Origin of the sequence: Sphingomonas cannabina (genome assembly GCF_021391395.1) — a bacterium.
GTDB classification, from domain to species: domain Bacteria; phylum Pseudomonadota; class Alphaproteobacteria; order Sphingomonadales; family Sphingomonadaceae; genus Sphingomonas; species Sphingomonas cannabina.
On sequence record NZ_CP090059.1, the window covers coordinates 3,471,936 to 3,497,153 of the forward strand.

At 68.9% G+C, this 25,218-nt stretch carries 25 protein-coding genes and 1 tRNA gene; 16 read left to right on the plus strand and 10 right to left on the minus strand.

Translation table 11 applies throughout. The features are described from left to right. Window positions 1–169: 169 nt before the first annotated feature. On the plus strand, window positions 170–1,804 hold the full coding sequence (locus tag LZK98_RS16420) for a DUF6438 domain-containing protein (RefSeq protein ID WP_233783602.1): 1,635 nt from the start codon (window positions 170–172) through the stop codon (window positions 1,802–1,804). A gap of 218 nt (window positions 1,805–2,022) precedes the next feature. Here LZK98_RS16420 and LZK98_RS16425 read toward each other — a convergent pair. Beyond that, window positions 2,023–2,098: transfer RNA gene (locus LZK98_RS16425), tRNA-Thr, on the minus strand. A gap of 171 nt (window positions 2,099–2,269) precedes the next feature. On the opposite strand from LZK98_RS16425, the gene LZK98_RS16430 reads away from it, so the two are divergent. Together LZK98_RS16430 and LZK98_RS16435 are read left to right on the plus strand one after the other, a co-directional pair. Then, window positions 2,270–3,550 carry a PAS domain-containing protein gene (locus tag LZK98_RS16430; protein ID WP_233783603.1) on the plus strand — a complete coding sequence of 427 codons (1,281 nt, stop codon included), beginning with the start codon at window positions 2,270–2,272 and terminating at the stop codon, window positions 3,548–3,550. A 57-nt stretch (window positions 3,551–3,607) separates the two neighbouring features. Continuing rightward, window positions 3,608–8,233 carry an NAD-glutamate dehydrogenase gene (locus LZK98_RS16435; protein ID WP_233783604.1) on the plus strand — a complete coding sequence of 1,542 codons (4,626 nt, stop codon included), beginning with the start codon at window positions 3,608–3,610 and terminating at the stop codon, window positions 8,231–8,233. Between the two features lie 96 nt (window positions 8,234–8,329). On the opposite strand, the gene LZK98_RS16440 is transcribed toward LZK98_RS16435, so the two are convergent. The 6 genes from LZK98_RS16440 to LZK98_RS16465 all read right to left on the minus strand — a co-directional run bounded on the left by LZK98_RS16440 (window position 8,330) and on the right by LZK98_RS16465 (window position 13,130). After that, window positions 8,330–8,602: a ribbon-helix-helix domain-containing protein gene (locus LZK98_RS16440; protein WP_233783605.1), complete on the minus strand. Its 273-nt coding sequence runs from the start codon at window positions 8,600–8,602 to the stop codon at window positions 8,330–8,332. Between the two features lie 178 nt (window positions 8,603–8,780). Further along, window positions 8,781–10,610: a cobaltochelatase subunit CobT gene (gene cobT, locus LZK98_RS16445; RefSeq protein WP_233783606.1), complete on the minus strand. Its 1,830-nt coding sequence runs from the start codon at window positions 10,608–10,610 to the stop codon at window positions 8,781–8,783. Next, window positions 10,610–10,996, minus strand: a complete 387-nt coding sequence (locus tag LZK98_RS16450; protein ID WP_233783607.1) for a type II toxin-antitoxin system VapC family toxin — start codon at window positions 10,994–10,996, stop codon at window positions 10,610–10,612. The genes cobT and LZK98_RS16450 overlap by 1 nt, the downstream gene beginning before the upstream one ends. Further along, complete coding sequence (locus LZK98_RS16455; RefSeq protein ID WP_233783608.1) at window positions 10,993–11,280, minus strand: type II toxin-antitoxin system Phd/YefM family antitoxin; 288 nt, start codon at window positions 11,278–11,280, stop codon at window positions 10,993–10,995. Before LZK98_RS16455 ends, LZK98_RS16450 begins: the two co-directional genes overlap by 4 nt. 43 nt (window positions 11,281–11,323) lie before the next feature. Further along, the gene (gene cobS, locus LZK98_RS16460; protein ID WP_233783609.1) at window positions 11,324–12,328 is read right to left on the minus strand and encodes a cobaltochelatase subunit CobS; all 1,005 of its coding nucleotides are present in this window, start codon (window positions 12,326–12,328) and stop codon (window positions 11,324–11,326) included. 109 nt (window positions 12,329–12,437) lie between these two features. Continuing rightward, a complete protein-coding gene (locus tag LZK98_RS16465) occupies window positions 12,438–13,130 on the minus strand; it encodes a winged helix-turn-helix transcriptional regulator (protein ID WP_233783610.1) in 693 nt (230 codons plus the stop codon). A gap of 81 nt (window positions 13,131–13,211) precedes the next feature. Here LZK98_RS16465 and LZK98_RS16470 point away from each other — a divergent pair, with 81 nt between their 5' ends. The 5 genes from LZK98_RS16470 (at window position 13,212) to LZK98_RS16495 (ending at window position 16,669) form a co-directional block, all read left to right on the plus strand. Next, window positions 13,212–13,643 (plus strand): VOC family protein, encoded by a 432-nt coding sequence (locus LZK98_RS16470; RefSeq protein WP_233783611.1) that lies wholly within the window; start codon window positions 13,212–13,214, stop codon window positions 13,641–13,643. A 191-nt stretch (window positions 13,644–13,834) separates the two neighbouring features. Next, window positions 13,835–14,551 carry a DUF1428 domain-containing protein gene (locus tag LZK98_RS20725; protein WP_406693387.1) on the plus strand — a complete coding sequence of 239 codons (717 nt, stop codon included), beginning with the start codon at window positions 13,835–13,837 and terminating at the stop codon, window positions 14,549–14,551. A 134-nt stretch (window positions 14,552–14,685) separates the two neighbouring features. Next, on the plus strand, window positions 14,686–15,444 hold the full coding sequence (locus LZK98_RS16485; RefSeq protein ID WP_233783612.1) for a VOC family protein: 759 nt from the start codon (window positions 14,686–14,688) through the stop codon (window positions 15,442–15,444). Window positions 15,445–15,466: 22 nt separating this feature from the next. Then, on the plus strand, window positions 15,467–15,967 hold the full coding sequence (locus LZK98_RS16490) for a VOC family protein (RefSeq protein WP_233783613.1): 501 nt from the start codon (window positions 15,467–15,469) through the stop codon (window positions 15,965–15,967). Window positions 15,968–15,997: 30 nt separating this feature from the next. After that, on the plus strand, window positions 15,998–16,669 hold the full coding sequence (locus tag LZK98_RS16495) for a dihydrofolate reductase family protein (protein ID WP_233783614.1): 672 nt from the start codon (window positions 15,998–16,000) through the stop codon (window positions 16,667–16,669). A gap of 149 nt (window positions 16,670–16,818) precedes the next feature. Here the strand turns inward: LZK98_RS16495 and LZK98_RS16500 are convergent, their stop codons facing one another. Then, complete coding sequence (locus LZK98_RS16500; RefSeq protein WP_233783615.1) at window positions 16,819–17,421, minus strand: J domain-containing protein; 603 nt, start codon at window positions 17,419–17,421, stop codon at window positions 16,819–16,821. A gap of 46 nt (window positions 17,422–17,467) precedes the next feature. On the opposite strand from LZK98_RS16500, the gene LZK98_RS16505 reads away from it, so the two are divergent. The 4 genes from LZK98_RS16505 (at window position 17,468) to LZK98_RS16520 (ending at window position 20,372) form a co-directional block, all read left to right on the plus strand. Further along, on the plus strand, window positions 17,468–17,755 hold the full coding sequence (locus tag LZK98_RS16505) for a BolA family protein (RefSeq protein WP_233783616.1): 288 nt from the start codon (window positions 17,468–17,470) through the stop codon (window positions 17,753–17,755). Further along, complete coding sequence (locus LZK98_RS16510) at window positions 17,755–18,465, plus strand: glutathione S-transferase (protein WP_233783617.1); 711 nt, start codon at window positions 17,755–17,757, stop codon at window positions 18,463–18,465. Before LZK98_RS16505 ends, LZK98_RS16510 begins: the two co-directional genes overlap by 1 nt. Further along, window positions 18,462–19,364: a pirin family protein gene (locus LZK98_RS16515; protein ID WP_233783618.1), complete on the plus strand. Its 903-nt coding sequence runs from the start codon at window positions 18,462–18,464 to the stop codon at window positions 19,362–19,364. The genes LZK98_RS16510 and LZK98_RS16515 overlap by 4 nt, the downstream gene beginning before the upstream one ends. Window positions 19,365–19,484: 120 nt before the next feature. After that, a complete protein-coding gene (locus LZK98_RS16520; protein WP_233783619.1) occupies window positions 19,485–20,372 on the plus strand; it encodes an alpha/beta fold hydrolase in 888 nt (295 codons plus the stop codon). Window positions 20,373–20,532: 160 nt separating this feature from the next. Here the strand turns inward: LZK98_RS16520 and LZK98_RS16525 are convergent, their stop codons facing one another. After that, window positions 20,533–21,633, minus strand: a complete 1,101-nt coding sequence (locus tag LZK98_RS16525) for a DUF2332 domain-containing protein (RefSeq protein ID WP_233783620.1) — start codon at window positions 21,631–21,633, stop codon at window positions 20,533–20,535. A 53-nt stretch (window positions 21,634–21,686) separates the two neighbouring features. Between LZK98_RS16525 and hisG the strand changes: the two genes are divergently transcribed. The 4 genes from hisG (at window position 21,687) to LZK98_RS16545 (ending at window position 24,456) form a co-directional block, all read left to right on the plus strand. Next, window positions 21,687–22,346 (plus strand): ATP phosphoribosyltransferase, encoded by a 660-nt coding sequence (gene hisG, locus LZK98_RS16530; protein ID WP_233783621.1) that lies wholly within the window; start codon window positions 21,687–21,689, stop codon window positions 22,344–22,346. Continuing rightward, complete coding sequence (hisD, locus tag LZK98_RS16535) at window positions 22,343–23,635, plus strand: histidinol dehydrogenase (protein WP_233783622.1); 1,293 nt, start codon at window positions 22,343–22,345, stop codon at window positions 23,633–23,635. Before hisG ends, hisD begins: the two co-directional genes overlap by 4 nt. A gap of 170 nt (window positions 23,636–23,805) precedes the next feature. Further along, window positions 23,806–24,276, plus strand: coding sequence for a transcription antitermination factor NusB (gene nusB / locus LZK98_RS16540; RefSeq protein WP_233783623.1), 471 nt, complete (start codon window positions 23,806–23,808; stop codon window positions 24,274–24,276). Between the two features lie 3 nt (window positions 24,277–24,279). Then, window positions 24,280–24,456, plus strand: a complete 177-nt coding sequence (locus LZK98_RS16545; protein ID WP_233783624.1) for a DUF4169 family protein — start codon at window positions 24,280–24,282, stop codon at window positions 24,454–24,456. Window positions 24,457–24,599: 143 nt separating this feature from the next. Here the strand turns inward: LZK98_RS16545 and LZK98_RS16550 are convergent, their stop codons facing one another. After that, entirely contained in the window at window positions 24,600–25,190 is a 591-nt protein-coding gene (locus tag LZK98_RS16550) for a DUF308 domain-containing protein (RefSeq protein WP_233783625.1), read from the minus strand. Between the last annotated feature and the right edge of the window lie 28 nt (window positions 25,191–25,218).

The window sequence follows — 25,218 nt, forward strand, 5'->3', positions numbered from 1 at the left end:
CGCCCCTGTTGATGGCGGGCCATATGCCGCAGGTAGCGGCGGGACGATAACCGTAGCCCGCATAACGATCATCGGTGGAGTCTATACGTCTTTTGCGGCGATGGCCGTTTGAGACTGGCATATGGCCCATCCCGCTGGCAGCGTAGCGTCGTTCTGGGGAGGGGCATCGATGAAGCGCTGGGCGGTGTGGTGCGTTACAGTTCTGTCGGTGGCGGGGTGCGGTGCCGAGGCGCAACAAGCGCCATCGCGCGTTGGCATTTGGGATCTTGCATCGCAGCGTGTCAGCGGGGAAACGAGCGTCGTCGTCCCCGGCGAAGGGCTGAGCCGCAGCGTTACCATCCTGGTCACGGTCAACACCGACGGGGAGGTGGTCGACGCCCATATGGACGGCGACGACCGACGGCGCCTCGATCCCACTCCGGCCATCGCGGCTGTCAAAGCGTGGCGCTTTCGCCCGCAGCAGTTCGAGGGTCGCCCGGTAGAAGCAATCGGTCGGGTGCAGATTTCCTATACCGTCCCGGAGATTGCCCCAGAGCCAGTCCCCTTCCCTCCAGTTGATCCGAACCAGGTCGTCATGACGTTGACGCGCGGCGCCTGCTTCGGCGCTTGTCCCGCCTATAGCGTCACGATCTCGGGTGCCGGCCTGGTGCGCTTCAGCACGACAGACGACACCATTGCCGGCGCCAGCGAAGTCCATCGTCGTTTCAACGGTAGCGGAGTGCTCTGGCCCGGCGTTCACACCGCCCGGATCGATCCGGTCGTCGCGCGCCAGCTGATCGAGCGGTTTCGGCAGGTCGGGTTCCTGGGGCTGAAGGACGAATATTCCTGCCCCGTGACCGACCAGTCCGCGACGCAACTGACGTTCGCCGCCCCCGGCGTGAAGAAAACGGTGACCGATTACGTCGGTGAGTGCGTCGGCATGCCGCACGGTGTCGCCGAGCTCGAGGAGGAGATCGACCGCGTCGCCGGGACGGCACGTTGGGTGAGCGGCACGCCCGAGACGTTTACCTTGTTGGAGAAAGACGGTTTCGACGTGCGCTCCCCCGCCAGCGCGAACCTGGCCGCGGCGGCAGCACTCCGACTTGGATTCTCACGAACCCCGGAGCCGGAGACCGAGGCGTTGCTGGCGCTGCTGATCGATCGTGGTCTTCCGCTCGATGCAGCGGTCACGCAGCCGATGCTTTGGGGTAGCGACGATCGGAAGGCAGGGCCCAAGATCGTTCTTGGCAACTGGCTGTTGAGCCGAGCGCTGGAGGGGCCAAGCACCCGGCTCTTCGGCAAGCTCGTAGACCGGGGTGTGCTTGAAAAGGCAGATAAGACCATGCTGACCGCGCTCCTCCACAATGGCGCGGCGTGTTCGCCCGCGATCGCCCGCGCGCTGGCGAAGGCCGGAGCGGAGGCGCGCCGCCCCCCAGCGGGCACCAGCGCCCTCACTGCGATCCGAGAGAGCTACGGCGTTTGCGAAGGAAGGAGCGAGGATGAGGTCGCGGAGATGGCCGTCGCGCTACTCGACCTGGGCGTCCCGACCGAAGCGCGTGACGATCTCGGCTGGACCGCGCTGATGGGCGTCGACTCCCCCGCGCTCGCGAAGGTGCTGCTTGCCCATCATGCCGACCCGAATGCCCGCGACAAGGATGGCACGACACCGTTGCTGGCTACCGACGACGACCGGGTGGCGCGGCTCCTTCTCGAGGCGGGCGCCGATCCGCGGGTGCACGACGATAACGGCACTGTCCGGCAACAGGCCCTGAAACAGCACATGCCAGCGACGCTCGCCTGGCTGGACGCACACAACCTGCGCTGAGGTGATGACGAACCGCCGGCGTTATTTATCGGGCTGATGCATTCAGCCAATCCAAACCGTGCAAGATATTCGATAATCGACCCGACCAGACGCATTCTTGTGGAGGTTCTTCACGATGATGCCCATAGCAGCCTTCTTGCACCTCCGCCATGTACCGGGAAGGACCTGAAAGCCTTGGAAAAGCGTGATTTGGCAGAAACTGCGGCCCGGGAGAGCCATGGTGCCGCCTACAGGACTCGAACCTGTGACCCCCGCATTACGAATGCGATGCTCTACCAACTGAGCTAAGGCGGCCCGCGGCCGGCGCCGCTCGGGCCGGTCGAGGCGGCGGCGCTTAGCAGTGCGGGGGCGCTCGCGCAAGCGGCGTCGCAGCCCTGCCCCGGCTTTACGCCCTGTTTACCACATCCGGTGCAGACCTGCCCGTGAATGGAGGCGGCATCGCCGCGTCCGGCGAAGGACAGGTGCATGGATAGCTCGCGTGACATCGACGATCGGTTCGACACCGGCGAAACCCACGATCGGGGCAGGCCGGATCGGGACGGCACGGTGAGCGAGGCCACGCTCGACGTCGGCGGCGACGAGCGGCGGATGCACGTGCGCGCCTATAATCACTGGGTGTCGCTGCTGCGCGGGCGCGCCTATCCCTCGATCGAGGACCTGGAGCCAGCCTCGATCGCCGACTTCGGGCCGCACAGCGTGCTGCTCGACTTCACCGGGAGCGTCGAGGATCCGAAGATCCAGTTCCTCGGCAGGGCGCTGCGCGAGGAATGCGGCGTCGATGCCGGCATCAGCCGCATCGCCGAGGTGCCGGGCCGCTCGCTGCTGTCGCGGCTCACCGACCATTATCTCCAGATCATCGCGAATCGCGCGCCGATCGGCTTCGAGGCCGAGTTCGTCGGCACGCGCGGGCACAATACGCTCTACCGCGGCATCCTGATGCCCTTCTCCTCGGACGAGGACACGATCGATTTCATCTACGGCGTGATCAACTGGAAGGAGACGGTCGACGCCGACACACAGGCGAAGCTGACCGCCGACCTTGCTGCCGCGCACCGCGCCGCGCCGGCCGCGCCCGCCACCACGCCGGTGTGGGCGGACGGGCCGAGCTCGGGCGTGGCCGGCGGGGCGGGCCAGCTGCCGGGCGAGGAGCCGCTGCCGGCCGATGCCGCCCTCGCCGACCGGTTGACCGCCGCCCGCGAATGGGCGGTCGCCGCGACCTCGACCGAGACGCGCAGCCGCGCCGCGCTCTATCGCGCGCTCGCCCGCGCCTATGAGTTCGCCCGCGCCGCCGGCGAGGATCCGGACGGCTATGCCGCGCTGCTCGATGAGGCCGGGATCAAGGCGCAGGCGCGCGCGCCGATGACGCCGATCGTCAAGCTCGTGTTCGGCGCCGATTACGACAAGACGCGACTCACCGAGTTCGCCACCGTGCTGACCCATGCCGAGCGCTGCCAGGTCGAGCCGGCCGCGCTGGTCGCCTTCCTCGAGAGCTTCCGGGGCGGCATCAAGGGCGTGGTCGCCGCCGAGCGCGCCGCGCGCCGGCCGGCCGAGAAGGCCGGCGGCTGGGACGCGATCGCCGCGGAGCTGCGCCGCCGCCCGCCGCTCGCGCGCATCGAGGTGGGCGAGATCGACGGCGAGTTCGTCGTGCTGCTCGCGCGCAAGGCGGCCGACGGCGCGCTCGACGTGGTGGCGATCGACGACGACAAGGCCCTGACCGACCGCGCCGCCCGCCGCGCTGCAGCATGATATTTCGCAGTCGCCACAAGCCTTGAGCCGGTCACACACCCGGCGTAGGCGACGGTCATGGCAAGACAAACGATAAAGTCGCTGTCGCAGGCGCTCGCCGCCCGACTGACCGAAGGTGCACTCCCGGGAGAGATTGAAGGACTGAGCAAGGCGGATCGGGCCGAAGCCGCCGGCTTCGTCGCCGAGACGGCGGCGACGCGCCCGCCGGGCACCCCGGCGATCGCGCTCGAAATGGTCGAGGCCGAAGGGCGCGAGCGGCGGATGCGGCTCGCCGTCGTCAACGACGACATGCCGTTCCTGGTCGATTCGATCGCGGCGACGATCGCCGCGCACGACATCCCGATCGACCGCATCATCCACCCCGTCCTCCCCGTCACCCGTGACGCCAAGGGCGTGCTGAGCGCGATCGGCGAGGGCGGGCGCGAATCGATGATCTACATCGAGCTGCGCCGCGCCGAGGCGCGCACGCGCAACGCGCTGGTCGCCGAATTGGAGCGCAACCTCGGCCATGTCCGCAGCGCCGTCGACGACTGGCCCAAGCTGCAGGCGGCGATGCGATTCGATGCCGAACGGCTGACCGCGATCGACAATGTCGAGGGCGCGCAGCTGCTTCAGTGGTTCCACGACAAGAACATGACCCTGCTCGGCCATGAGCAATGGCGGCGGGACGGCAAGGCGAGCAACCAACTCGGCCTCGCCCGCCACGAGCTGGCGATCCCGCTGCTCGCCGAGGCTTCGCGCAAGCTGGCGCTCACATGGTTCGAGAAGGGCGGCGCGGCGCCGCTGCTGCTCAAGTCGAACTGCATCTCGACCGTGCATCGCCGCGTGCCGCTCGACCTGGTGCTGCTGCCGTTGATCGAGAAGGACGAGGTGGTCGGCCTGTCGCTGCACGCGGGGCTGTGGACCAGCGCCGCGTTGCACAGCGAGCCCGAGGACGTGCCGGTGCTCCGCCAGCGGCTGCACGCGCTGGAGGCGAAGTTCGGCTTCGACCCCAAGGGGCATACCGGCAAGGCGCTGGCCCATGCGCTGACCGCGTTGCCGCACGACCTCACCACCGCCTTCCAGGAAGAGGAGCTGGAGCGGCTGACGCTCACCGCCATGTCGCTCGCCGACCGGCCGCGGCCGAAGCTGGAGCTGATCCGCTCGACGCTGGGGCGGCACATCTTCGCCTTCGTCTGGCTGCCGCGCGACGACGTCACCACCGCGCGCCGGGTCGGCATCGGCGAGATGCTGGCGGAGGCGGCGGACGCGACCGTGCTCAACTGGTCGATCGCGCTGGAGGACGGCGTGGTCGCGCTGATCCGCTACACGCTCGACGTGCGCGGCAGCGGGCGGACGCCGGACGTGGCGAAGCTCGATGCCGAGATCGTGCGGATGGTGCGCGGCTGGACGCCGGCGGTGGAGGCGGCGCTGGCGGCGCTCGCCGGGGATGCGCGCGCCGCGCGGCTGACCCTGCGCTACGCCAACGCCTTCCCGAACGGCTATCGTCTCGCCTATTCGCCCGAGGAGGCGGCGCACGACATCCTGCGCCTCGGCGAGCTGACCGACGCCGGGTCGCGCGCGGTGCGCATCGTCGCCGATCCCGCGCAGCCCGACGTGCTGCGCGTGCGGCTCTACCGGCTCGGCGGGCCGCTGCCGCTGTCGGACGCGGTGCCGGTGTTCGAGAATTTCGGCTTCCGCGTGATCGAGGAGATCCCGACCAAGCTGGCAGGCGAGGACGGCGCCTATATTCACGACTTCGGCGTGGCGTTGCCGGGCGGGGCGCTGCGCTGCGACGTCACGACCATCGAGGGCGCGATCGACGCGGTGCTCGAGGGGCGTGCCGAGAACGATGCGTTCAACCGGCTGATCGTCGAGGCGGGAATGAAGCCGGCCTCGGTCGTGCTGTTCCGGGCGTGGTTCCGCTACCTGCGCCAGACCGGCCTGCCCTATGGCCTGGTCACGGTGGTCGACGCGCTGCGGCGGGCGCCGAAGGTCGCTACGGCGCTGATCGAGCGGTTCGAGGCGGCGCATGATCCGGCGCAGGCGAAGGGCGCCGAGGCGAAGATCGAAGCGGCGGACCGCGCGATCGAGGCGGGACTGGATGCGGTCTCGGCGATCGACGACGACCGTATCCTGCGCACCATCCGCGGGGTCGTCGACGCGACGCTGAGGACCAACGCCTTTGCGCCCGCGGCGACCGAGGCGCTGGCGTTCAAGCTCGACAGCGCCAAGGTGCCGGGCCTGCCGGCGCCGCTGCCGTGGCGCGAGATCTGGGTCTACAGCCCGCGGGTCGAGGGCATCCACCTGCGCGCCGGTCCGGTCGCGCGCGGGGGCCTCAGGTGGTCCGACCGGCGCGACGACTTCCGCACCGAGATCCTCGGCCTGATGAAGGCGCAGCGCGTCAAGAACGCCGTGATCGTGCCGACCGGGGCCAAGGGCGGCTTCTATCCCAAGCTGCTGCCGGCGCCGTCGAACCGCGACGCCTGGCTGGCGGAGGGGACGGAGAGCTACCGCATCTTCATCCGGACCTTGCTGTCGGTCACCGACAACATCGTCGAGGGCAAGGTGGTGCATCCCGAGAAGGTGCGCGTGCTCGACGGCGAGGATCCCTATTTCGTGGTCGCCGCGGACAAGGGCACCGCGACCTTCAGCGACGTCGCCAACGAGATCGCGGTCGGCCGCAACTTCTGGCTGGGCGATGCCTTCGCCTCGGGCGGCGGGCACGGCTATGACCACAAGGCGATGGGGATCACCGCCAAGGGCGGCTGGATCTCGGTCCAGCGGCACTTCCGCGAGATGGGAGTCGACGTCCAGACGCAGTCGGTCAGCGTGGTCGGCTGCGGCGACATGTCGGGCGACGTGTTCGGCAACGGGATGCTGCTGTCGAAAGCGATCAGGCTGGTCGCGGCGTTCGACCACCGGCACATCTTCCTCGACCCCTCGCCCGATCCGGCGGCGAGCTGGGAGGAGCGCGCGCGTATGTTCGCGCTGCCGCGGTCGAGCTGGGCGGATTACGACCCCAAGCTGATCTCCAAGGGCGGCGGCGTGTTCGCGCGCACCGACAAGGCGATCAAGCTCAGCAAGCAGGCGGCCGAGGTGCTCGGCCTCGCCCCCGGCAGCTACGAGCCGACGGTGCTCATCTCCGCCATCCTCAAGGCGCCGGTCGACCTCATATGGTTCGGCGGCATCGGCACCTATGTGAAGGCGGCGGCCGAGAACAACGTGGCTGTCGGCGATCCTGCCAACGACCGCCTGCGCGTCGATGCCGAGCAGCTGCGCGCGAAGGTGATCGGCGAGGGCGCGAACCTGGGCGTGACGCAGGCCGCGCGCATCGCCTTCGCCACGCTCGGCGGGCGGATCAACACCGACTTCATCGACAATTCGGCCGGCGTCGACTGCTCGGACAACGAGGTCAACATCAAGATCGCGCTCAACCGCGAGATGAACGAGGGGCGCCTCACCTTCGCCAACCGCAACAAGCTGCTGGCGAGCATGACCGACGATGTCGCGCATCTGGTGCTGGAGGACAACCGCCTGCAGACGCTGGCGCTTTCCACGATGGAGAACGACGGCGCGATCGCGGTGCCGAGCTATGTCCGCGTGATCGAGATGCTCGAGGCATCGGGCCGGCTCGACCGCAAGGTCGAGGGGCTCGGCAGCAACGAGGAGCTGCTGCGGCGCGCGCAGGAGGGCCGCGGCATGACCCGGCCCGAGCTCGCCGTGCTGCTCGCCACCGCCAAGCTCGGGCTGCAGGATGCGATCGAGGACCGCGGGCTGGGGCTCGATCCCGAGCTGGCGCCCGATCTCCACGCCGCCTTCCCGCCGGCGATGCGCAAGAAGTTCGGCGCGGCGATCGATGCCCATCGCCTGCGCGGGGAGATCGTCGCGACCAAGCTCGCCAACCGCGTGATCAACCGGATGGGCGTGCTCCACCCGTTCGAGCTGGCCGAGGAGGAAGGCGCGTCGATGGGCGACATCGCGGCGATGTTCGTCGCGGCCGAGCGCATCTTCGGCCTGCCCGACCTGTGGGAGGACATCGAGAGTGCCGCGATCGGCGAAGGCGCGCGCATCGCGCTGTTCGACGAGGCGGCGACGGCGGTGCGCAGCCACATCGCCGACCTGCTCCGTGCCCAGCGGCCGGACGAAGGTCCGGGCGAGGTGGTCAAGCGGCTGAAGCCCGGCGTCGACGCGCTCGACCGCCAGGTGAAGACGCTGCTCAAGGCCGAGGCGCGCGCGGGCAGCGAACGCATCGCCGCCGTGCTGGAGGAGGCCGGCGCGCCCAAGCCGCTGGTGCGCAAGATCGTGCGGCTGTTCGAGCTCGACGGGGCGATCGGCCTCGCCGCGCTCGGCAATGCGCGCGGGATCGACGAGATCCGGCTGACCCATGCCTTCACCCATCTCGGGCAGGCGCTCGGGCTCGACTGGGCGCAGACCGTGTCGGCGCGGATCACCACCGGCGATCCGTGGGAGCGGCTGCTGATCGCCGGCCTCGCGCGCGACTTCCAGCAGCTTCGGCTCGAGTTCCTGAGCCGGATCGAGGGCAAGGACCCGGAGGCGGCGGTCGAGGCGTGGCTGACGGCGAACGCGGCGCGGGTGCGCCAGTTCGCCGGGCTGGTCCGGCGCGCGAAGCTGGCGGCGGCGCCCAATGCGGCGATGCTGGCGCAGATCGCGGGCCAGGCGCGGGTGCTGCTGGGGCGGTAAGCGTCGGCTCGGTCTGCTTGAATCTGTTCCCCGGCGAAGGCCGGGGTCCAGATGCGAGCGGTCCGATTCTGGGCCCCGGCCTTCGCCGGGGAACGGCTATTTCAGGCCGGAAGGATCCTCGCCGGTCTGCGCCTCATGGAACAGCCAGCTGCGGATCGCGCTGGCGAGGTTGGGCGGATCGGCCGCCTCGATCCGCGCCGCGTCGATCGCCGCGACCAGTGCGGACAGCGGCAATGCGCGGTCGGCAGCGGCCGCTTCCAGCGCCTGCCAGAAGAGCGGCTCCAGGCTGATCGAGGTCTCGTGCCCGGCGATGGTGATCGAGCGTTTCACCGGGCCGAGGAAGCCGCCGGGGGGTGGGATAACCTTCATAGCCCCTCCCCTTCAGGAGTTGCAGGTCGGTCATGCCCCCGGCATGACCTAAACGATGCGGGGCATCGTTTACCTGCAACTGGGTTGGGGGTGGGGCAGTGCGGCAGGCCATATCGCTTGGGGCGAGGCCCCACCCCGACCCCTCCCCTGAAGGGGAGGGGCTTGAGCCAACCGACCCTCACGCCTCCTCGAACAGCCCGGCGAGCTGCTCGATCATCGTGCCGGCGAGCTGGTCGGCGTCCATGATCGTCACCGCCTTCTGGTAGTAGCGCGTCACGTCGTGGCCGATGCCGATCGCGACCAGCTCGACCGGCGAGCGCGCCTCGATCCAGCCGATCACCTGCCTGAGGTGCCGCTCCAGATAGCTGCCCGAATTGACCGACAGCGTCGAATCGTCGACCGGCGCGCCGTCGGAGATCACCATCAGGATCTTGCGGTCCTCGCTCCGCGCGATCAGCCGCTGGTGCGCCCACAGCAGCGCCTCGCCGTCGATGTTCTCCTTGAGCAGCCCCTCGCGCATCATCAGCCCGAGGCTGCGCTTGGCGCGGCGCCACGGCTCGTCGGCCTGCTTGTAGACGATGTGGCGGACGTCGTTGAGCCGGCCAGGCTGCGGCGGCCGGCCCGCCGCCAGCCATGCCTCGCGCGCCTGCCCGCCCTTCCACGCGCGGGTGGTGAAGCCGAGGATCTCGGTCTTGACCCCGACCCGCTCCAAGGTGCGCGCGAGGATGTCGGCGCTGATCGCCGCGATCGAGATCGGGCGGCCCCGCATCGACCCCGAATTGTCGATCAGGATGGTGACGACGGTATCCTTGAACTCGGTGTCGCGCTCGACCTTGTAGGACAGCGACTGCATCGGGTTGACCACCACCCGCGCCAGCCGCGCCGCGTCGAGCAATCCCTCCTCCTGGTCGAAGTCCCACGAGCGCGCCTGCTGCGCCATCAGCCGGCGCTGGAGGCGGTTGGCGAGCTTGGTCACCACGCCCTGGAGATGGACCAGCTGCTGGTCGAGATAGGCGCGCAGGCGGTCGAGCTCGTCCTCGTCGCACAGCTCGGTCGCAGCGATCACCTCATCGAAGCGCGTGGTGAACGCCTTGTACTCGAACTGCGGCGGCATGTCCGACCAGGGGCGGTTCGGGCGTACTGGCATCATGCCCTCGTCGCCCTCGTCGCCGGGCTCGCCCTCGGCGTCGTCGAGGCTGTCCTCGCCCTGCTCGCTCGCCTCGCCGTCGTCGGCATCGGTATCGCGCTGCTCGCCGCGCGCCTCGACCTGGCCCTCGCCGGCGGCGCCTTCCTCGTCGCCGTCGTCGCCTTCGTCCTGCTCCTGCTCCTCCGTGCCCTCGTCGTCGCTGCCGCCCTCGTCGCTCTCGTCGGGCTTCATGTCGCCTTCGGTGAGCTCAAGGTCCTCGAGCAGGCGCGTGACCAGATCGGCGAACGCCCGCTGGTCGTCGATCGCGAGGCCGAGCGCGTCGAGCTCGGCGCCAGCCTTCTCCTCGACCCATTCCGATACCAGCGCCAGGCCGGCAGTCGCGCTCTCGGGGGCCGCGCGGCCGGTCAGCCGCTCGCGCACCATCAGGCCGATCGCGGTCGACAGCGGCACTTCCTCGGGCGTGCGGGCGCGGGCGATCGGATCGGACTTCATCCGCATCTCCAGCGCCTGGTCGAGGTTGTCGGCGATGCCGGCATAACCCTTCGACCCCAGCGCCTCGACCCGCGCGGTCTCGACCGCGTCGAACACCGCGCGCGCCACCGCCTCCTGCGGGGCGCCGCGGGCGTGGAGGGCCGTATCGTGGTGGCGCAGGCGCAGCGCGAAGCTGTCGGCGAAGCCCCTCGCCTCTGCGACCTGGTCGGCAGGCAGGGTGCGCGCGGGCATCGGCACCTTGAGGTGACGCCCGGCCTGGCTCGGTGCGTCGGCGGTGAAGGCGAGCTCGACGTCCTCCTTGCCCGACAGCGCGCGGGCAGTGCCGGCGAGCACCGACTTGAAGCGGTCGAGAGGGGTTTCCTGAGCCATTACCAGAGCGTCTCGCAGCCGAAGCCCACAAAGGCGCGATCCCGCGTCAGGACGGTCAATCCCTCGATCAGCGCCTGCGCGGCGAGCAGACGGTCGAACGGATCGCGATGCTCGCTTTCGAGCAAGCCCCCGCGAAGGCCATGCTCATGCCGCACGTCGAGGTGATGGAAACCGTCGTCGCGGATAACGGCATCGAATGCGTCGAGCCGGCGGCCGACCGACGGCAATCGGCCCGAGCGGAATTTGGTCGCAAGCTCCCAGGCCGTCGCCGCGCTGACGAAGATGGTGTTGGTCCTATCCGCCATGATCGCGCGAGCGGCCGGTGACAACGCCGGATCGGCATTCCACCACCAGATCAGCGTATGACTGTCGAGCAGGCACTTCACGTCTTCGGCTCGTCGGCGAACTCGCATGCGAAGGCATCGAGCTCCTCGTCGGAATAGAAGGGATCGAACCACACCGAATCCGGAATCCCGTCGAACTCGCCCTTGAACCGCCCCGGCTTGCGCGGCGGCAGGTCGACCGGATCGACCGGCACCAGCTTGGCGTAGGGCACTCCCGCCTTCGCGAGGATGATCTCCTCGCCTGCGTGCGCGCGATCCATCAGCCGCGACAGATGGGTCTTGGCGTCGTGGACGTTGAACGTCTTCTGCGGATCGGCTTCGGCCATCGCGCACCTCCTGTGGACTAAGTAGGTTAGTCCACCCGATTCCTCAAGCCTTCCCCACCACGCTCTCCGGCAGGTCCGTCCCGAACACGCGCTGGTAGTATTCGGCGACCAGCGGCCGCTCGGCGTCGTCGCACTTGTTGAGGAACGACAGGCGGAAGGCGAAGCCGACGTCGCCGAAGATCAGCGCGTTCTGCGCCCAGGTGATCACCGTGCGCGGGCTCATCACGGTCGAGATGTCGCCGTTGATGAAGCCACGGCGGGTCAAGTCCGCCACGCGCACCATGTTGTCGACCGTCTCCTTACCGCCGGGCTTGTCGTATTCGCCCGACTTGGCGAGCACGATCTGCGCCTCGACCGCCGCCGGCAGGTAGTTGAGCGTCACCACGATGTTCCAGCGGTCCATCTGGCCCTGGTTGATCTGCTGGGTACCGTGATAGAGCCCGCTGGTGTCGCCGAGGCCGATGGTGTTGGCGGTGGCGAACAGGCGGAAGAAGGGATTGGGCCGGATCACCCGGTTCTGGTCGAGCAGGGTCAGCTTGCCCTCGGTCTCCAGCACGCGCTGGATCACGAACATCACGTCGGGGCGGCCGGCGTCATACTCGTCGAACACCAATGCCGTAGGGGTCTGCAGCGCCCAGGGCAGCAGGCCCTCGCGGAACTCGGTGACCTGCTGGCCGTCCTTGAGCACGATCGCGTCGCGGCCGATCAGGTCGATGCGGCTGATGTGCGCGTCGAGGTTGATGCGGATGCACGGCCAGTTGAGCCGCGCCGCCACCTGCTCGATGTGGGTCGACTTGCCGGTGCCGTGATAGCCCTGCACCATCACGCGGCGGTTGTGCGCGAAGCCGGCGAGGATCGCGAGCGTGGTGTCGGGATCGAACACATAGGCCGGGTCGAGATCGGGCACGCGCTCGTCCGCCTCGCTGAAGGCGGGCACCTCCAGATCCGAGTCGATGCCGAACAGCTCGCGCACCTTCACCACCTTGTCAGGGGCGTCGAGGATCGTGGTCTCGCGGCTGTCGGGCTGGGTGTTGGGGATGTCGGTCATGATGCGCTACCGTTCGGACTGAGCTCGTCGAAGCCCCTGTCCTCCCCTCAACGCACGAGTCAGAGGAACGGCACTTCGTAGGGCTCAGTGCGAACGGATGGCGAGAAGGTCAAGCCGCAGCGGCTTCGATTTCGATCTTCGGCGGCAGCGGGAACAGCGTCACGAAGCGTTCGGCGAGCGCGCGGTCGCCCTCCAGCGTGAGCATGTCGTTGGCCTCGGCGGCGGCGATCGGCAGGCCGCCGTAGACGATCGCCGCCATCCCCATCGGTGTGGTCTCGAACACCACATCGCCCTCCGGCTCGGCGCGGCGCACCTTGATCTCCTCGTCGGTCAGCACGCCCACGAAGCCTTCGTCGCCGAAGCGAAAGCCGATCGTGGCGCCGATCCCCTTCGCGCGTGCCCGGTCGTACATGGTGCGGAACGACAGCATGATCGAGGCGGCCGACACCGGCAGCGACGGATCGTGCGCCGGCGAGCGCGTCGCCCAGCGGCCGAGCTCCTGGATCGCCGTTTCGCTCTCATAACCCCAGGGCGTCAGCTCATAGACCTGCACCGACGCAGGCGGCGGCAGCTTGCGACGCTTGAGGATGCCGGCGCGCTCCAGCCCCTCGAGCCGCTGGGTCAGCACGTTGGCGCTGATCCCCGGCAGGCCCTGGCGCAGCTCGCCGAAGCGGCGCGGCCCGAACATCAGCTCGCGCACGATCAGGAGCGACCAGCGTTCGCCCACCAGCTCCATGGCGAAGGCGGTGCCGCACGCATCGTCGTACCACCGTTTTTCCGCGCCATTTCCGTGTTTAGTCATTTTTTCTAACTTCATAGTTGCTTTTGATAACTGAGTCGTGCAGATACGCCTTCGTCGATTCGTTTTCAAGGGAGAAGGGCCATGGCCAAGATGATCTTCGTGAACCTGCCGGTCGCCGACGTGGAGAAGTCGGCCGCCTTCTACGAGGCGCTGGGCTTCGTCCGCGACTTGCGCTTCAGCCAGGAGGGCACCGCGGCATCGATGCAATGGTCGGACACGATCGTCGTCATGCTGCTGAGCCGCGAGTATTTCGGCACCTTCACCCCGCGGCCGGTCGCCGACGCCAAGGCCGCGACCGGTGCGCTGATCGCGCTGTCGCGTGACAGCCGCGTGGAGGTCGACGCGATCGCCGAGGCGGCGGCGAAGGCCGGCGGCAAGGCGGACGTCCGCGCGCCGCAGGACATGGGCTTCATGTACGGCCGCACCTTCGAGGACCTCGACGGCCATATCTTCGAGCCGATGTACATGGACGTCGAGGCGGCAATGGCGGCCTTCGCCGGCGAGCCGGCCTGAGCGATCGGACAGGGAGACCGGCGATGCGGCTCAGGGACAGCATAGCGATCGGCGTCACGGCCTTCGCGACCACCGTGCTGGCGATTCTGGGCCACGCGCTGGTCGCCGGCCCGGGGCTTTTCGCGTAACATCGCGCCACGGCGGCAGCGCGGAACGACATGCCGCCTCAAACAAGACGCAGGAGAGATACGATGACCTATATCGAAGGGTTCGTGCTGGCCGTGCCCGCCGCGAACAAGGAAGCCTATCGCGAACATGCCGCCGGCGCGGCGCCGCTGTTCAGGGAGTTCGGCGCGACCCGCTTCGTCGAGAACTGGGGCGACGACGTGCCGGACGGCAAGGTCAACGACCTGAAGGGCGCGGTGAAGGCCAAGGACGACGAGGTCGTGGTCTTCTCGTGGCTCGAATATCCCGACAAGGCCACGCGCGATGCCGCCAACCAGAAGATGATGAGCGACCCGCGCATGGAGGAGATGGGCAAGACCATGCCCTTCGACGGGATGCGCATGATCTTCGCCGGCTTCGAGCCGATCGTCGAGGAAGGCGACGGCAAGGGCACGGGCTATACCGACGGCTTCCTGGTGCCGGTGACGCCGGAGAAGCGCGAGGCCTATCGCGAGATGGCGGCCAAGGCGGCGGTGATCTTCCGCGAGCATGGCGCCACCCGGGTGGTCGAGGCGTGGGGCGACGACGTGCCCGACGGCAAGGTCACCGACTACAAGGGCGCGGTGCTCGCCGAGAAGGGCGAGAACGTCGTCTATTCCTGGATCGAATGGCCCTCGAAGGAGGCGCGCAACGCCGGCTGGGAGAAGGTGATGGCCGACGAGCGGATGAAGCCGCCCGCGGAGATGCCGTTCGACGGCAAGCGCATGATCTGGGGCGGCTTCGAGCCGATCGTCCAGGCGTAAACCCCTCCCCCTGCACCGTTCGGCCCCGGACTTGATCCGGGGTTGTCGAAGCCCTGTCCTTTCTTCCTCGAAGAAGAAGGGCAGCCCTTCGACAAGCTCAGGGCGAGCGGGGTGGACAAAACCGGAGAACCATCATGGCGAACCCGCAGGGCACGCATATCTGGTACGAGCTGCTGACGAGCGATCGCGACGCGGCCGTCAAATTCTACGAGGACGTGATCGGCTGGACTACCGCCGAGTTTCCCGGCGGTCACGGCGGCTACATCGTCGCCAGTGCAGGCGCGGACGGGGCCGCCGGGATCATGACCAACCCGGCCCCCACCCCGCCGGTCTGGCTCGGCTATATCGGCGTCGACGACGTCGATGCCTCGGCCGAGAAGATCAAGGCGCTCGGCGGATCGGTCCACTTCGGTCCCGCCGACATTCCGGACGTCGGTCGCTTCGCACTGGTCGAAGACCCGCAGGGCGTAAAGTTCAACATCATGCGCGGGTTCAGTCCGGAGGACAGCAAGGCGTGGAACCGCACCGGCCTCGGCCACTGCTGCTGGAACGAGCTTACCACCACCGACCAGGTCGCCGCGCTCGATTTCTACGGCGAGATGTTCGGCTGGCGGAAGGATGGCGCGATGCCGATGGGCGAGCAGGGCGACTATACCTTCCTCAGCGACGGCGAGGGCATGATCGGCGCGGTGATGAACCGCCAGGGGCCCGAGCAGCCGGCGATGTGGAACTATTATTTCCGTATTCCCGACCTCGACGCCGCGCTGGCCAAGGTCCGCGCCGACGGCGGTAAGGTTCATTACGAGCCGATGGAAGTCCCCGGCGGCGAGCGCGTGTCCTTCTGCCAGGACCCGCAGGGTGCCGTCTTCGGGCTCGTCGAGCCCGCACGCTGATCAACATCGAAGGAGAGACGAGATGACGTACGGCAAATTCATCACCTGCCTGTGGTTCGATTACGGCGAGGCGCGCAAGGCGGCCGAATTCTATGCCGCCACCTTCCCCGACAGCCATGTCGGGTCGGGCCACTATGCCGCGTCCGACTATCCGGGCGGCGAAGCGGGCAACGAGATCACGGTCGACTTCACCGTGCTCGGGCAGCAGTTCGTCGGCCTCAATGGCGGGCCCAACTTCAAGGCGAATGAATCGGTCAGCTTCATGGTGCTGACCGAGGACCAGGCCGAGACCGACCGCTATTGGAACGCGATCGTCGACAACGGCGGCCAGGAGAGCGCCTGCGGCTGGTGCAAGGACCGCTGGGGCTTCTCGTGGCAGATCACGCCGCGGGTGCTGCTCGAAGCGATGGACAATCCCGACCGCGCCGCCGCCAAGCGGGCGATGGATGCGATGATGACGATGCGCAAGATCGACGTCGCCGCGATCGAGGCCGCCATCCGCGGCGAGCAGGTGCCGGCATGAGCGCGGCCGGCCAGGCAGGGGAGACGGTCGATGCGTAGGATCGTCGGCGGCGTCTTCCAGTCGCTCGACGGGGTGATGCAGGCACCCGGCGGCCCCACCGAGGACCCGACCGGCGGCTTCGCGCTCGGCGGCTGGTCGACCAGCTTCTGGGACGAAGCGATGGGCGAGGCGATGGGCGGGCTGTTCTCCCAGCCCTACGACCTGCTGCTCGGCCGCAAGACCTATGAGATCTTCGCCGCGCACTGGCCCTATGCCACCGAGGGACCGGACAAGGAGATCGCGGAGCAGTTCAACCGGATCGCCAAATACGTCGTCACCTCGTCGACCGATCCGCTGGCGTGGAACAACAGCCACATCGTCGGCGGCGATGTCACGGCGCGGGTCGCCGAGCTCAAGGCGGGCGACGGGCCCGACCTGCTCATCCAGGGCAGCACGACGCTCTACCCGCAGCTGTTCGCGGCGGGGCTGATCGACCGGTTGTTCGTGATGACGTTCCCGGTGGTGCTCGGCGGCGGCAAGCGGCTGTTCGGACCGGGCACACCGTCGTTCGCACTCAGGCTGGTCGACCAGAAGGTCTCCACCACTGGCGTGACGATCGCGACCTATGAGCCGGCCGGGCCGGTGCCGATCGGGTCGTTCCAGCTTGCCGAGCCGAGTGCGGCGGAGGTGGCGCGGCAGGAGAGGATGAGGATCGAGGGGTAGAAGCTGTCAGATCCTCCCCGAGCTTGTCTCGGGGAGGGGGACCAGCCGAAGGCTGGTGGAGGGGAGAATCCCACCGTCTCGCATTTCCCCTCCACCACGCGACTGCGTCGCGCGGTCCCCCTCCCCGAGCAAGCTCGGGGAGGATCGGGTCACGCGAACGCCGGCGCCTTCCTCAGCCGCTGGTACGCCTCGACCACCTTCTGCAGCGCCGCCTCATGGGTGCGGTCGCCGCCGTTGCGGTCGGGGTGGAATTTGCGGACCAGCTCCGAATAGCGCGCGCGCAGCGCCTTGCGGTCGGCGTCGACGCCGAGCCCCAGCACGCGCAGCGCCGCGCGGTCCTCGGGCAGCAGCGGCTTGCCGTCGGCGCGCGCCCTCTCTGTCGCCATCCGTTCGCGGAAGCGCGCGCCGATCGCGTCGAGCGGGTCGCTGAAGTCGGCCCAGCGCGGCGGGCGGTCGGCGCCGGCGGTGGAGAAGGCGCGGGTCTCGCGCTCCCAGCCGGCATAGGGACGCTGCGCGTCGTGGATCTCCTCCGGCGTCATGCCGTTGAAGAAATTATAGCCGGCGTTGAACGCGCGGACATGATCGAGGCACAGCCAGCGGTAACGCCCCGGCCCCTCCCCGCTCGCGCCCGAGCCCTCCAGAGGCGGCGCGCGGAACTCGCCGGGCTGATCGCAGCCCGGTTCCTCGCACAGCCGATCGCCCGCTTCCACGCGGCCGTGGAAGCGGGCGTTGGGACGATCCTTTCCGGGCATTCCACGCGCCACTCAAACCCCTCGCAAAACGGTCTATATAGGCGCGATGACAGCTCCCGCCACCGGCCCCGTCGCCGCCGAAATCACCGTCCGCCTCCGCGAGGCGCTCGATCCGACGCACCTCGAGGTCATCGACGACAGCGCCGGCCATCGCGGCCATGCCGGGCATAATCCGGCGGGCGAATCGCACTTCACCGTGATCGTCGAAAGCCCCGCCTTCGCCGGATTGAACCGCGTCGCGCGCCAGCGGTTGGTGAACGCGGCGCTGGCGGACCTCCTCCGCGAGCGCGTCCATGCGCTCGTGATCCGGGCGCGTGCTCCCGGAGAGGCATGATGATCTACAATCTCTGGTACTGGACCGGCATCCAGGGACGCGGCGAGTTCGTCCGGCTGGCGATGGAAGCGGCCGGTATCGCCTATCGCGACTGTGCGCGCGAGCTTGGCGACGAGGCGCTGGTCGCCGACATGAAGCTGCGCAGCGGGGGCCGCGGCCCCTTTGCCCCGCCCTATATCGAGTTCAACGGGATGGTGATCGCGCATGTCGCCAACATCCTGCTCTATCTCGGCGAGCGGCACGATCTCGCACCTCCGGCGATGGCCGACCGGTATTGGCTCCACCAGCTCCAGCTCACCATCACCGATTTCGTCGCCGAGGTGCATGACGTCCATCACCCGGTCGGCGCGGACCTCTATTACGAGGAGCAGAAGGCCGAAGCCGCGCGCGCCGCCGAGCGGTTCCGCGAGGCGCGCATCCCCAAGTTCCTCCACCATTTCGATGCGGCGGCGAACGCCAATCCCGGCCCATGGGTGATCAATCACCGCTGGACCTATGTCGACTGCTCGCTGTTCCAGCTCGTCGAGGGGCTGCGCTACATGTTTCCGGAGCGCATGGCGGCGATCGAAGGCGACTATCCGACGCTCCTGCGTATCCACGACCAGGTCGCCGAGCTGCCCGGCATCCAATCCTACTTGCAGAGCGACCGCCGCATCGCGTTCAATACCGACGGCATTTTCCGCCACTATCCGGAGCTTGATGCGGCATGACCAACGAGGACCTCTTCATCCACACCATCGCTCCGGTCACGCACGACCTCGGCGGGTTCAAGGTCCACCGGACGCTGCCGTCGAAGCCGCGGACGATGGTCGGCCCCTTCATCTTCTTCGACCAGATGGGGCCGGCGATCCTCGACGCCGGCACCGGCATCGACGTGCGGCCGCATCCGCACATCAACCTCGCCACCGTCACCTATCTGTTCGCCGGCGCGATCGACCATCGCGATTCGCTCGGCACCAATGCGCGGATCGAGCCGGGCGCGGTCAACCTGATGACCGCCGGCCACGGCATCGTCCATTCCGAGCGCTCCCCGGCCGACGAGCGGGCGCACGGGCCGGAGCTGTCGGGCATCCAGACCTGGCTGGCGCTGCCTGACGGCGCCGAGGACATCGACCCGGCGTTCGAGCACGTCACCCGCGACGACCTGCCGGTGGTCGAGGACGAGTGCGCCAAGGCGCGCGTGATCATGGGATCGCTGTGGGGCCGCCGGGCGCCGACCACCACCTATGCCGACACCGTCTATGCCGACATCCAGCTCGCCGCGGGCGGCGCGATCCCGATCGACGCCGATGCCGAGGAGCGCGCGATCTATGTCGGCGTCGGCGAGGCGACGCTCGACGGGCTGACGCTGGAGCCGATGACGCTCTACGTCCTGCGGCCGGGCACCGCGGCGACGCTGCGCTCGGATAGCGGCGCGCGCGTGATGCTGTGCGGCGGCGAGGCGTTCGCGACGCCGCGTCATGTGTGGTGGAACTTCGTCTCGTCGAGCCGCGACCGCATCAACCAGGCCAAGGAGGACTGGAAGGCCGGGCGCTTCCCGAAGGTGCCGGGGGACGACAAGGAGTTCATCCCGATCCCGGAGGTGCCGAAGACGGTGAGCTATCCGTGATCTTATAGCCCCTCCCCTTCAGGGGAGGGGTTGGGGTGGGGCCTATCTACAAGCGCCGCGCCTGCCGCACTGCCCCACCCCCAACCCCTCCCCTGAAGGGGAGGGGCTTAGGAGAGAAGCATGACCGATCAGCTGCAGCGCATCGCCCTTCCCACCGGCGTCGAACTGGACGTGCAGGTCGCGGGCGACCCGGCCGATCCCGCGATCGTCCTGCTCCACGGCTTTCCCGAATCGCATCGCACCTGGCGCCATCAGGTGCCGGCACTGGCGGCGGACCATTTCGTCCTTGTTCCCGACCAGCGCGGCTTCGCCCGCTCCTCCAAGCCCGCGGGCGTCGAGAACTATACGCCCGACAAGCCGGTCGCCGACCTGATCGCCCTCGCCGACCATTTCGGGATCGAGCGCTTCACGCTGGCCGGCCATGACTGGGGCGGCGCGATCGCGTGGATGGCGGCGCTACAGAATCCGGGGCGGATCGCGCGGCTGATCATCGTCAACGCGCCGCATCCCTTCCTCTTCCAGAAGCTGATGTTCGACGACCCGGCCCAGCGCGAGGCGAGCCAGTATATCCGCGCCTTCCGCAACCCCGAGTTCGAGAGGCATATCGACGCGATCGGCCTGTCGGCGTTCTTCGACGGCAGCTTCATGCGCCACACCGACTTCGAGAAGGTCAGGCAAGAGAAGCCGGTCTACCTCGCGCAATGGGCCCAGCCCGGCGCGATGACGGCGATGCTCAACTGGTATCGCGCCAGTGCGATCCAGGTGCCGGCGATGGACGAGACGCCCGAACGCCCCGCCTTCCTCGATGCGCCCTTCCCGCCGATCCGGCAGCCGACGCTGGTGATCTGGGGCACCGGCGATAAGGCGCTGCTGCCGTCGAACCTCGACGGGCTCGACGCGCTGGTGCCGAAGCTGACGCTGGTGCGGGTGGACGCGGGGCATTTCGTGCCGTGGGAGGCGCCGGAGGCGGTTACGGACGCGGTGCGGGAATGGTTGGCGCAGCCCTGAAGCGGATCGGCATTCCAATCCTCCCCCGCCAGGGGGAGGTGGCACGCGAAGCGTGACGGAGGGGGAGGAAGCGAACCGATAATGAGTCGCCGCCCTCCCCCTCCACCGCTTCGGCGGTTCCCCTCCCCCTGGCGGGGGAGGATTTAAGTATCGATCGGTCTCAAACGATCACCCGCGCCGCCGCCTCGAGCTGAATCTCCGGCTCGCGCCCGTCGGGCTTGCCCGGCTTGACCCACGCCGCATGGGCATGGGCGATCGCCACCACCTCCCATTCGCCCGAGCCGGGCCAGCCGCGCACGCTCACCACCTGTTCGGCGAGCGCGCGGTCGGGTTCCATCGCCAGCCAGGCGAGCGGCGTCTCCGCCGTCGCGCGGGCGCCCGCCGCCGTCATCGCGGCGCGGATACGCTCGGCGCTCGTCTCCGGGAGGTATTGCCACACCACCGAATGCATCAGCACGCGGGTCACGCCCGGCGCCTGCGGCTCGGCGAGCCGCGCCTCGACCCAATCCGCCGCGTCGCCGGCATCGAGCCGCACGCCGCGCTCGCGCACCATCGCGATCGCCTTGGCCAGCCGCTCCAGCCGTTCCGGCTTCTCCGCCCAGACATAGGCGGCGAGCCGCGCCTCGACCGCCGGGTCGGTGACGTCGAGCGGCGCGATGTCGCAGCCGCGCGTGCTCACGATCTCGATCGCCGGCAGGTCGGGCGCGGGGCCACGCCATTCGGGTGCGATCGTCACGGGCGAATCGGCCGGGCCGAGCACCGCCCCGCCCAGGTCGAAGCGATAGCGGTCGATCAGCAGGTTGAGGCCGCCGCTCGATCCGATCTCCAGCACCTCCAGCCTCGGCCCCCAGCGCCGCGCGACCTCGATCAGCCCGACGATCAGCGCGCCCGAGCGGCCGGGCTCGTTGGTCTGGGGCGGGCCGTCGAGCCAGGGCAGCAGCGCCTGGTCATGACGGGCGAGCACGCGGTTGATCACCGCCGCGATCTGCTCCTGACCCTGGACCTCGCCAGCGAACACCGCTGCCAGCTCCTCGTCCGCCCCGGCACGGACCAGCGCGTGCAGTCCCCCGATCAGCCGGAGCGGCAGCGCATCGCGCGTCGGCTCGCCCGCCCAGTCGAGCACCCGCCGGGCGGTAAGGCTGCTGCGCGTCAGCCCCTCGGCGATCGCCTCGCACATCGCCGCGTAGATCGGCGCGCCCATGCGATCGCAATAATATGCCTGGATCCGGAACGCCCCGCGATTGTTGGTCTCGTTCGCCATCGCCCGCTCCTTCAGTTGCGCCACCTGTAGCTCATGACTAAGGCCGGCGCACGATGGCCGATCCGATCATCATCGCCGTGCCCAAGGGGCGTATCCTGGAGGAAGCCGTGCCGCTGCTGCAGCGGGTCGGCATCGATCCCGAGGATGCCTTCGCCGACGAGGAGTCGCGCGCGCTCCGCTTCCGGACCAGCCGCGACGACATCGACCTCATCCGCGTGCGCGCGTTCGACGTCGCGACCTTCGTCGCGCACGGCGCCGCCTCGCTCGGCATCGTCGGCTCCGACGTGCTCGAGGAATTCGCCTATTCGGAGATTTACGCGCCGGTCGACTTGCGGATAGGCCACTGCCGCCTGTCGGTCGCCGAGCCCGCGGCGCTCGCCGCCCGCGACGATCCGCGCGGCTGGAGCCATATCCGGATCGCCACCAAATATCCGAACACCACTCGCCGCCATTTCGAGGCGCGCGGCGTCGGCGCCGAGTGCATCAAATTGAACGGCGCGATGGAGCTGGCGCCGGTGCTGGGGCTCGCGCCGCGCATCGTCGACCTGGTCTCCTCGGGCCGCACGCTCAAGGAGAACGGCCTGGTCGAGGTCGAGACGATCGCCGAGGTCACCAGCCGCCTGATCGTCAACCGCGCCGCGTTCAAGACCCGCGCAGAGGTCGTGCCACTGGTCGACGCCTTCCGCCGCGCGGTGGAGCCGGTCGCGGCATGATCAAGCTGTCCACCTCAGACCCCGGCTTCGCGCAGGCGTTCGACACGCTCGTCAACGCACGGCGCGAGGCCGACGCAGACGTCGCGCGCGACGTCCGCACGATCGTCACCTCTGTGCGCGACGAGGGCGATGCGGCGGTCGCCGCCTATACCAAGCGCTTCGACGGTCACGACCTCCATGAGACCGGCTGGCGCATCGAGCGTGCCGACATGCTGGCCGCCTGGGAAGGTCTCGCGCCGGACCTGCGCGCCGCGCTCGAGCTCGCCGCCGAGCGCATCGCCGCCTATCACGCCAAGCAGGTGCCGGCCGACCGCGACGAGATCGACGCCAACGGCGTCCGGCTGGGCGCGCGCTGGCGGGCGGTGGAGGCGGCCGGCGTCTACGTCCCCGGCGGTCGCGCGGCCTATCCCTCGTCGGTGCTGATGAACGCGCTTCCCGCCAAGGCGGCCGGGGTCGAGCGGCTCGTCATGGTGACGCCCACGCCGAAGGGCGAGATCAACCCGCTGGTCCTCGCCGCCGCGCATCTCGCCGGGGTCGACGAGGCGTGGCGGATCGGCGGCGCGCAGGCGATCGCCGCGCTCGCCTATGGCACCGGGCGCATCGCGCCGGTCGACGTCATCACCGGCCCCGGCAACGCCTGGGTCGCCGAGGCCAAGCGCCAGCTCTACGGCGTGGTCGGCATCGACATGGTGGCGGGTCCATCCGAGATCGTGGTGGTCGCGGATGGAAAGAACGATCCCGAATGGATCGCCGCCGACCTGCTCAGCCAGGCCGAGCACGACCCCACCAGCCAGTCGATCCTGTTCACCGACGATGCCGCACTCGCCGCCGCGGTGGCGGATGCGGTCGACCTCCAGATCGGCCAGCTCGCCACGCGCGAGGTCGCCCGCGCGAGCTGGGACGCCAACGGCGCGATCATCGTCACCGCGAGCCTGGAGGAGGCGCTGCCGCTGGTCGACCGCCTCGCCCCCGAGCATCTCGAGCTCGCCTGCGACGATCCCGAGGCGCTGTTCGACCGCGTCCGTCACGCCGGATCGGTGTTCCTCGGCCGCCATACGCCCGAAGCGGTGGGCGATTATGTCGCCGGCCCCAATCACGTCCTCCCGACCGGACGCCGCGCGCGCTTCGCCTCGGGTCTGTCGGTGCTCGATTTCATGAAGCGCACCAGCTTCCTCGCCTGCGATCCGGCTTCGCTGGCCGAGATCGGACCGGCGGCGGTGACGCTTGCCGAAGCCGAAGGGTTGCCGGCGCACGCCAAGTCGGTGGCGATGCGGCTCGTGGCCCGATAGCCTCTCCGTCACCCCGGCCTTGTGCCGGGGTCCACCGGGAGGCAGGCTATGCGGTCGCGCCTCTTGCTGCGATATTTGCGGCCTGGTGGATGCCGGAACAAGTCCGGCATGACGGAAGGGCGAACGGCGGCCTTCGACAAACCCCTCTTCCGCAGTTTATGGGCCGCACGATGACGACTCACGCCAATTCCCGAACCCGCGCGCGCAGCCAGGCGCGTGCCGCCGCGCGGCTCGCCGCGGTCCAGGCTCTCTACCAGCGCGAGATGGAGGCGACTCCGCTCGCGCAGCTGCTCCATGAGTTCCACCATCACCGGCTCGGCGCCACGATCGAGGACGTCGAATATGCCGACGCCGACGTCGATTTCTTCGACGACGTCGTGAAAGGCGTCGACGCGCGCGGCGAGGAGATCGACCGCCTCATCACCGCCAAGCTCTCATCGGGCTGGAGCATCGACCGGCTCGACAAGCCGATGCGCGGCATCCTGCGCGCCGGCACCTACGAGCTGCTCGCGCGGAATGACGTGCCGACCGCGGCGGTGATCAGCGAATATCTCGACGTCGCCGACGCCTTCTACGACAAGCGCGAGAAGGGCTTCGTCAACGGCCTGCTCGATGCGGTGGCGAAGGACGTCCGCGGGTAGGCGGTGGGCGAGGTCGTCAACCTGGGCCGCGCCCGCAAGGCGAAGCGCCGCACGGAGGCCGAGGCGCAGGCCGCTGCCAACCGAGTCGCCTTCGGCCGCACCAAGAGCGAGAAGGCAGCCGCCCGACGCGAGGCCGAGCGGCGCGAGCGCGATCTCGACGGCGCCAAACGGGAAGACTGACGCTGCGAGTGGCCGGCTAGAGTCGGATTCGGCCAGTTTTGAATCCGTTCCCCGGCGAAGGCCGGGGCCCAGTCTCGAACCGCTCGCAACTGGGCCCCGGCCTTCGCCGGGGAACGGCTGCTGCAAGCCAGATGGATCAAACTCTAGCGGCTGAGACGGCCGCGGCGGACGGTGAGCCAGAGCGCCGAAACCAAAAAGTAGAAGGCGCCGAACGCGGCGTAGGGTGCCACATCAGTGATGCCCAGTGTGGCGCTTCCGAGCGACCTCTTGATGAAGAAGCCGCCGGCCAGTGCCGACTGCGCGCCGCTCAGGACCATCGCCCATTGCGCGCCATAGGACCGCCACCGCCGCACGCCCGTAGCGAGTTGCAGAAGGCCGGCGAGGATCGCCCATAGGCCGAACACACCGACGACCAACCTCATGTCCCCGATCGCTGCCGCCACCGCGACCGTCGTCGCGGCGCTCACCAGCACGTTCAGCGCCTGGGTACGGTTCCGCTTCAATCCGCCGTTCCGTGCGGCGTCGATCAGATTGGCGGCCGCATCCCAGGCTGGGTAGGCGATCAGCAGGACGGCGGCTGCCGTCGGCATCGCGCTGCCGAGCGAGAAGGCCGCAATGACCCAGCCCGCCGCGACGGTTGCTCGTATCCAGTAATAGTTCCGCAGCTCGGCAGCACCCGCTGCAGGTGCGCTCGTCGTCACGGAAACGGCGTTGTGTTCGACGACTCGACTCATGGAAATTCTCCATCTACCTATCAGTAGG

Bases quoted from the DNA above. Each gene is read 5' to 3' on its own strand.
- LZK98_RS16420 (WP_233783602.1), top strand. From the start codon at position 170: ATGAAGCGCTGGGCGGTGTGGTGCGTTACAGTTCTGTCGGTGGCGGGG.
- LZK98_RS16430 (WP_233783603.1), top strand. From the start codon at position 2,270: ATGGATAGCTCGCGTGACATCGACGATCGGTTCGACACCGGCGAAACC.
- LZK98_RS16435 (WP_233783604.1), top strand. From the start codon at position 3,608: ATGGCAAGACAAACGATAAAGTCGCTGTCGCAGGCGCTCGCCGCCCGA.
- LZK98_RS16440 (WP_233783605.1), bottom strand. From the start codon at position 8,602: ATGAAGGTTATCCCACCCCCCGGCGGCTTCCTCGGCCCGGTGAAACGC.
- cobT (WP_233783606.1), bottom strand. From the start codon at position 10,610: ATGGCTCAGGAAACCCCTCTCGACCGCTTCAAGTCGGTGCTCGCCGGC.
- LZK98_RS16455 (WP_233783608.1), bottom strand. From the start codon at position 11,280: ATGGCCGAAGCCGATCCGCAGAAGACGTTCAACGTCCACGACGCCAAG.
- cobS (WP_233783609.1), bottom strand. From the start codon at position 12,328: ATGACCGACATCCCCAACACCCAGCCCGACAGCCGCGAGACCACGATC.
- LZK98_RS16465 (WP_233783610.1), bottom strand. From the start codon at position 13,130: ATGACTAAACACGGAAATGGCGCGGAAAAACGGTGGTACGACGATGCG.
- LZK98_RS16470 (WP_233783611.1), top strand. From the start codon at position 13,212: ATGGCCAAGATGATCTTCGTGAACCTGCCGGTCGCCGACGTGGAGAAG.
- LZK98_RS20725 (WP_406693387.1), top strand. From the start codon at position 13,835: ATGACCTATATCGAAGGGTTCGTGCTGGCCGTGCCCGCCGCGAACAAG.
- LZK98_RS16485 (WP_233783612.1), top strand. From the start codon at position 14,686: ATGGCGAACCCGCAGGGCACGCATATCTGGTACGAGCTGCTGACGAGC.
- LZK98_RS16490 (WP_233783613.1), top strand. From the start codon at position 15,467: ATGACGTACGGCAAATTCATCACCTGCCTGTGGTTCGATTACGGCGAG.
- LZK98_RS16495 (WP_233783614.1), top strand. From the start codon at position 15,998: ATGCGTAGGATCGTCGGCGGCGTCTTCCAGTCGCTCGACGGGGTGATG.
- LZK98_RS16500 (WP_233783615.1), bottom strand. From the start codon at position 17,421: ATGCCCGGAAAGGATCGTCCCAACGCCCGCTTCCACGGCCGCGTGGAA.
- LZK98_RS16505 (WP_233783616.1), top strand. From the start codon at position 17,468: ATGACAGCTCCCGCCACCGGCCCCGTCGCCGCCGAAATCACCGTCCGC.
- LZK98_RS16510 (WP_233783617.1), top strand. From the start codon at position 17,755: ATGATCTACAATCTCTGGTACTGGACCGGCATCCAGGGACGCGGCGAG.
- LZK98_RS16515 (WP_233783618.1), top strand. From the start codon at position 18,462: ATGACCAACGAGGACCTCTTCATCCACACCATCGCTCCGGTCACGCAC.
- LZK98_RS16520 (WP_233783619.1), top strand. From the start codon at position 19,485: ATGACCGATCAGCTGCAGCGCATCGCCCTTCCCACCGGCGTCGAACTG.
- LZK98_RS16525 (WP_233783620.1), bottom strand. From the start codon at position 21,633: ATGGCGAACGAGACCAACAATCGCGGGGCGTTCCGGATCCAGGCATAT.
- hisG (WP_233783621.1), top strand. From the start codon at position 21,687: ATGGCCGATCCGATCATCATCGCCGTGCCCAAGGGGCGTATCCTGGAG.
- hisD (WP_233783622.1), top strand. From the start codon at position 22,343: ATGATCAAGCTGTCCACCTCAGACCCCGGCTTCGCGCAGGCGTTCGAC.
- nusB (WP_233783623.1), top strand. From the start codon at position 23,806: ATGACGACTCACGCCAATTCCCGAACCCGCGCGCGCAGCCAGGCGCGT.
- LZK98_RS16550 (WP_233783625.1), bottom strand. From the start codon at position 25,190: ATGAGTCGAGTCGTCGAACACAACGCCGTTTCCGTGACGACGAGCGCA.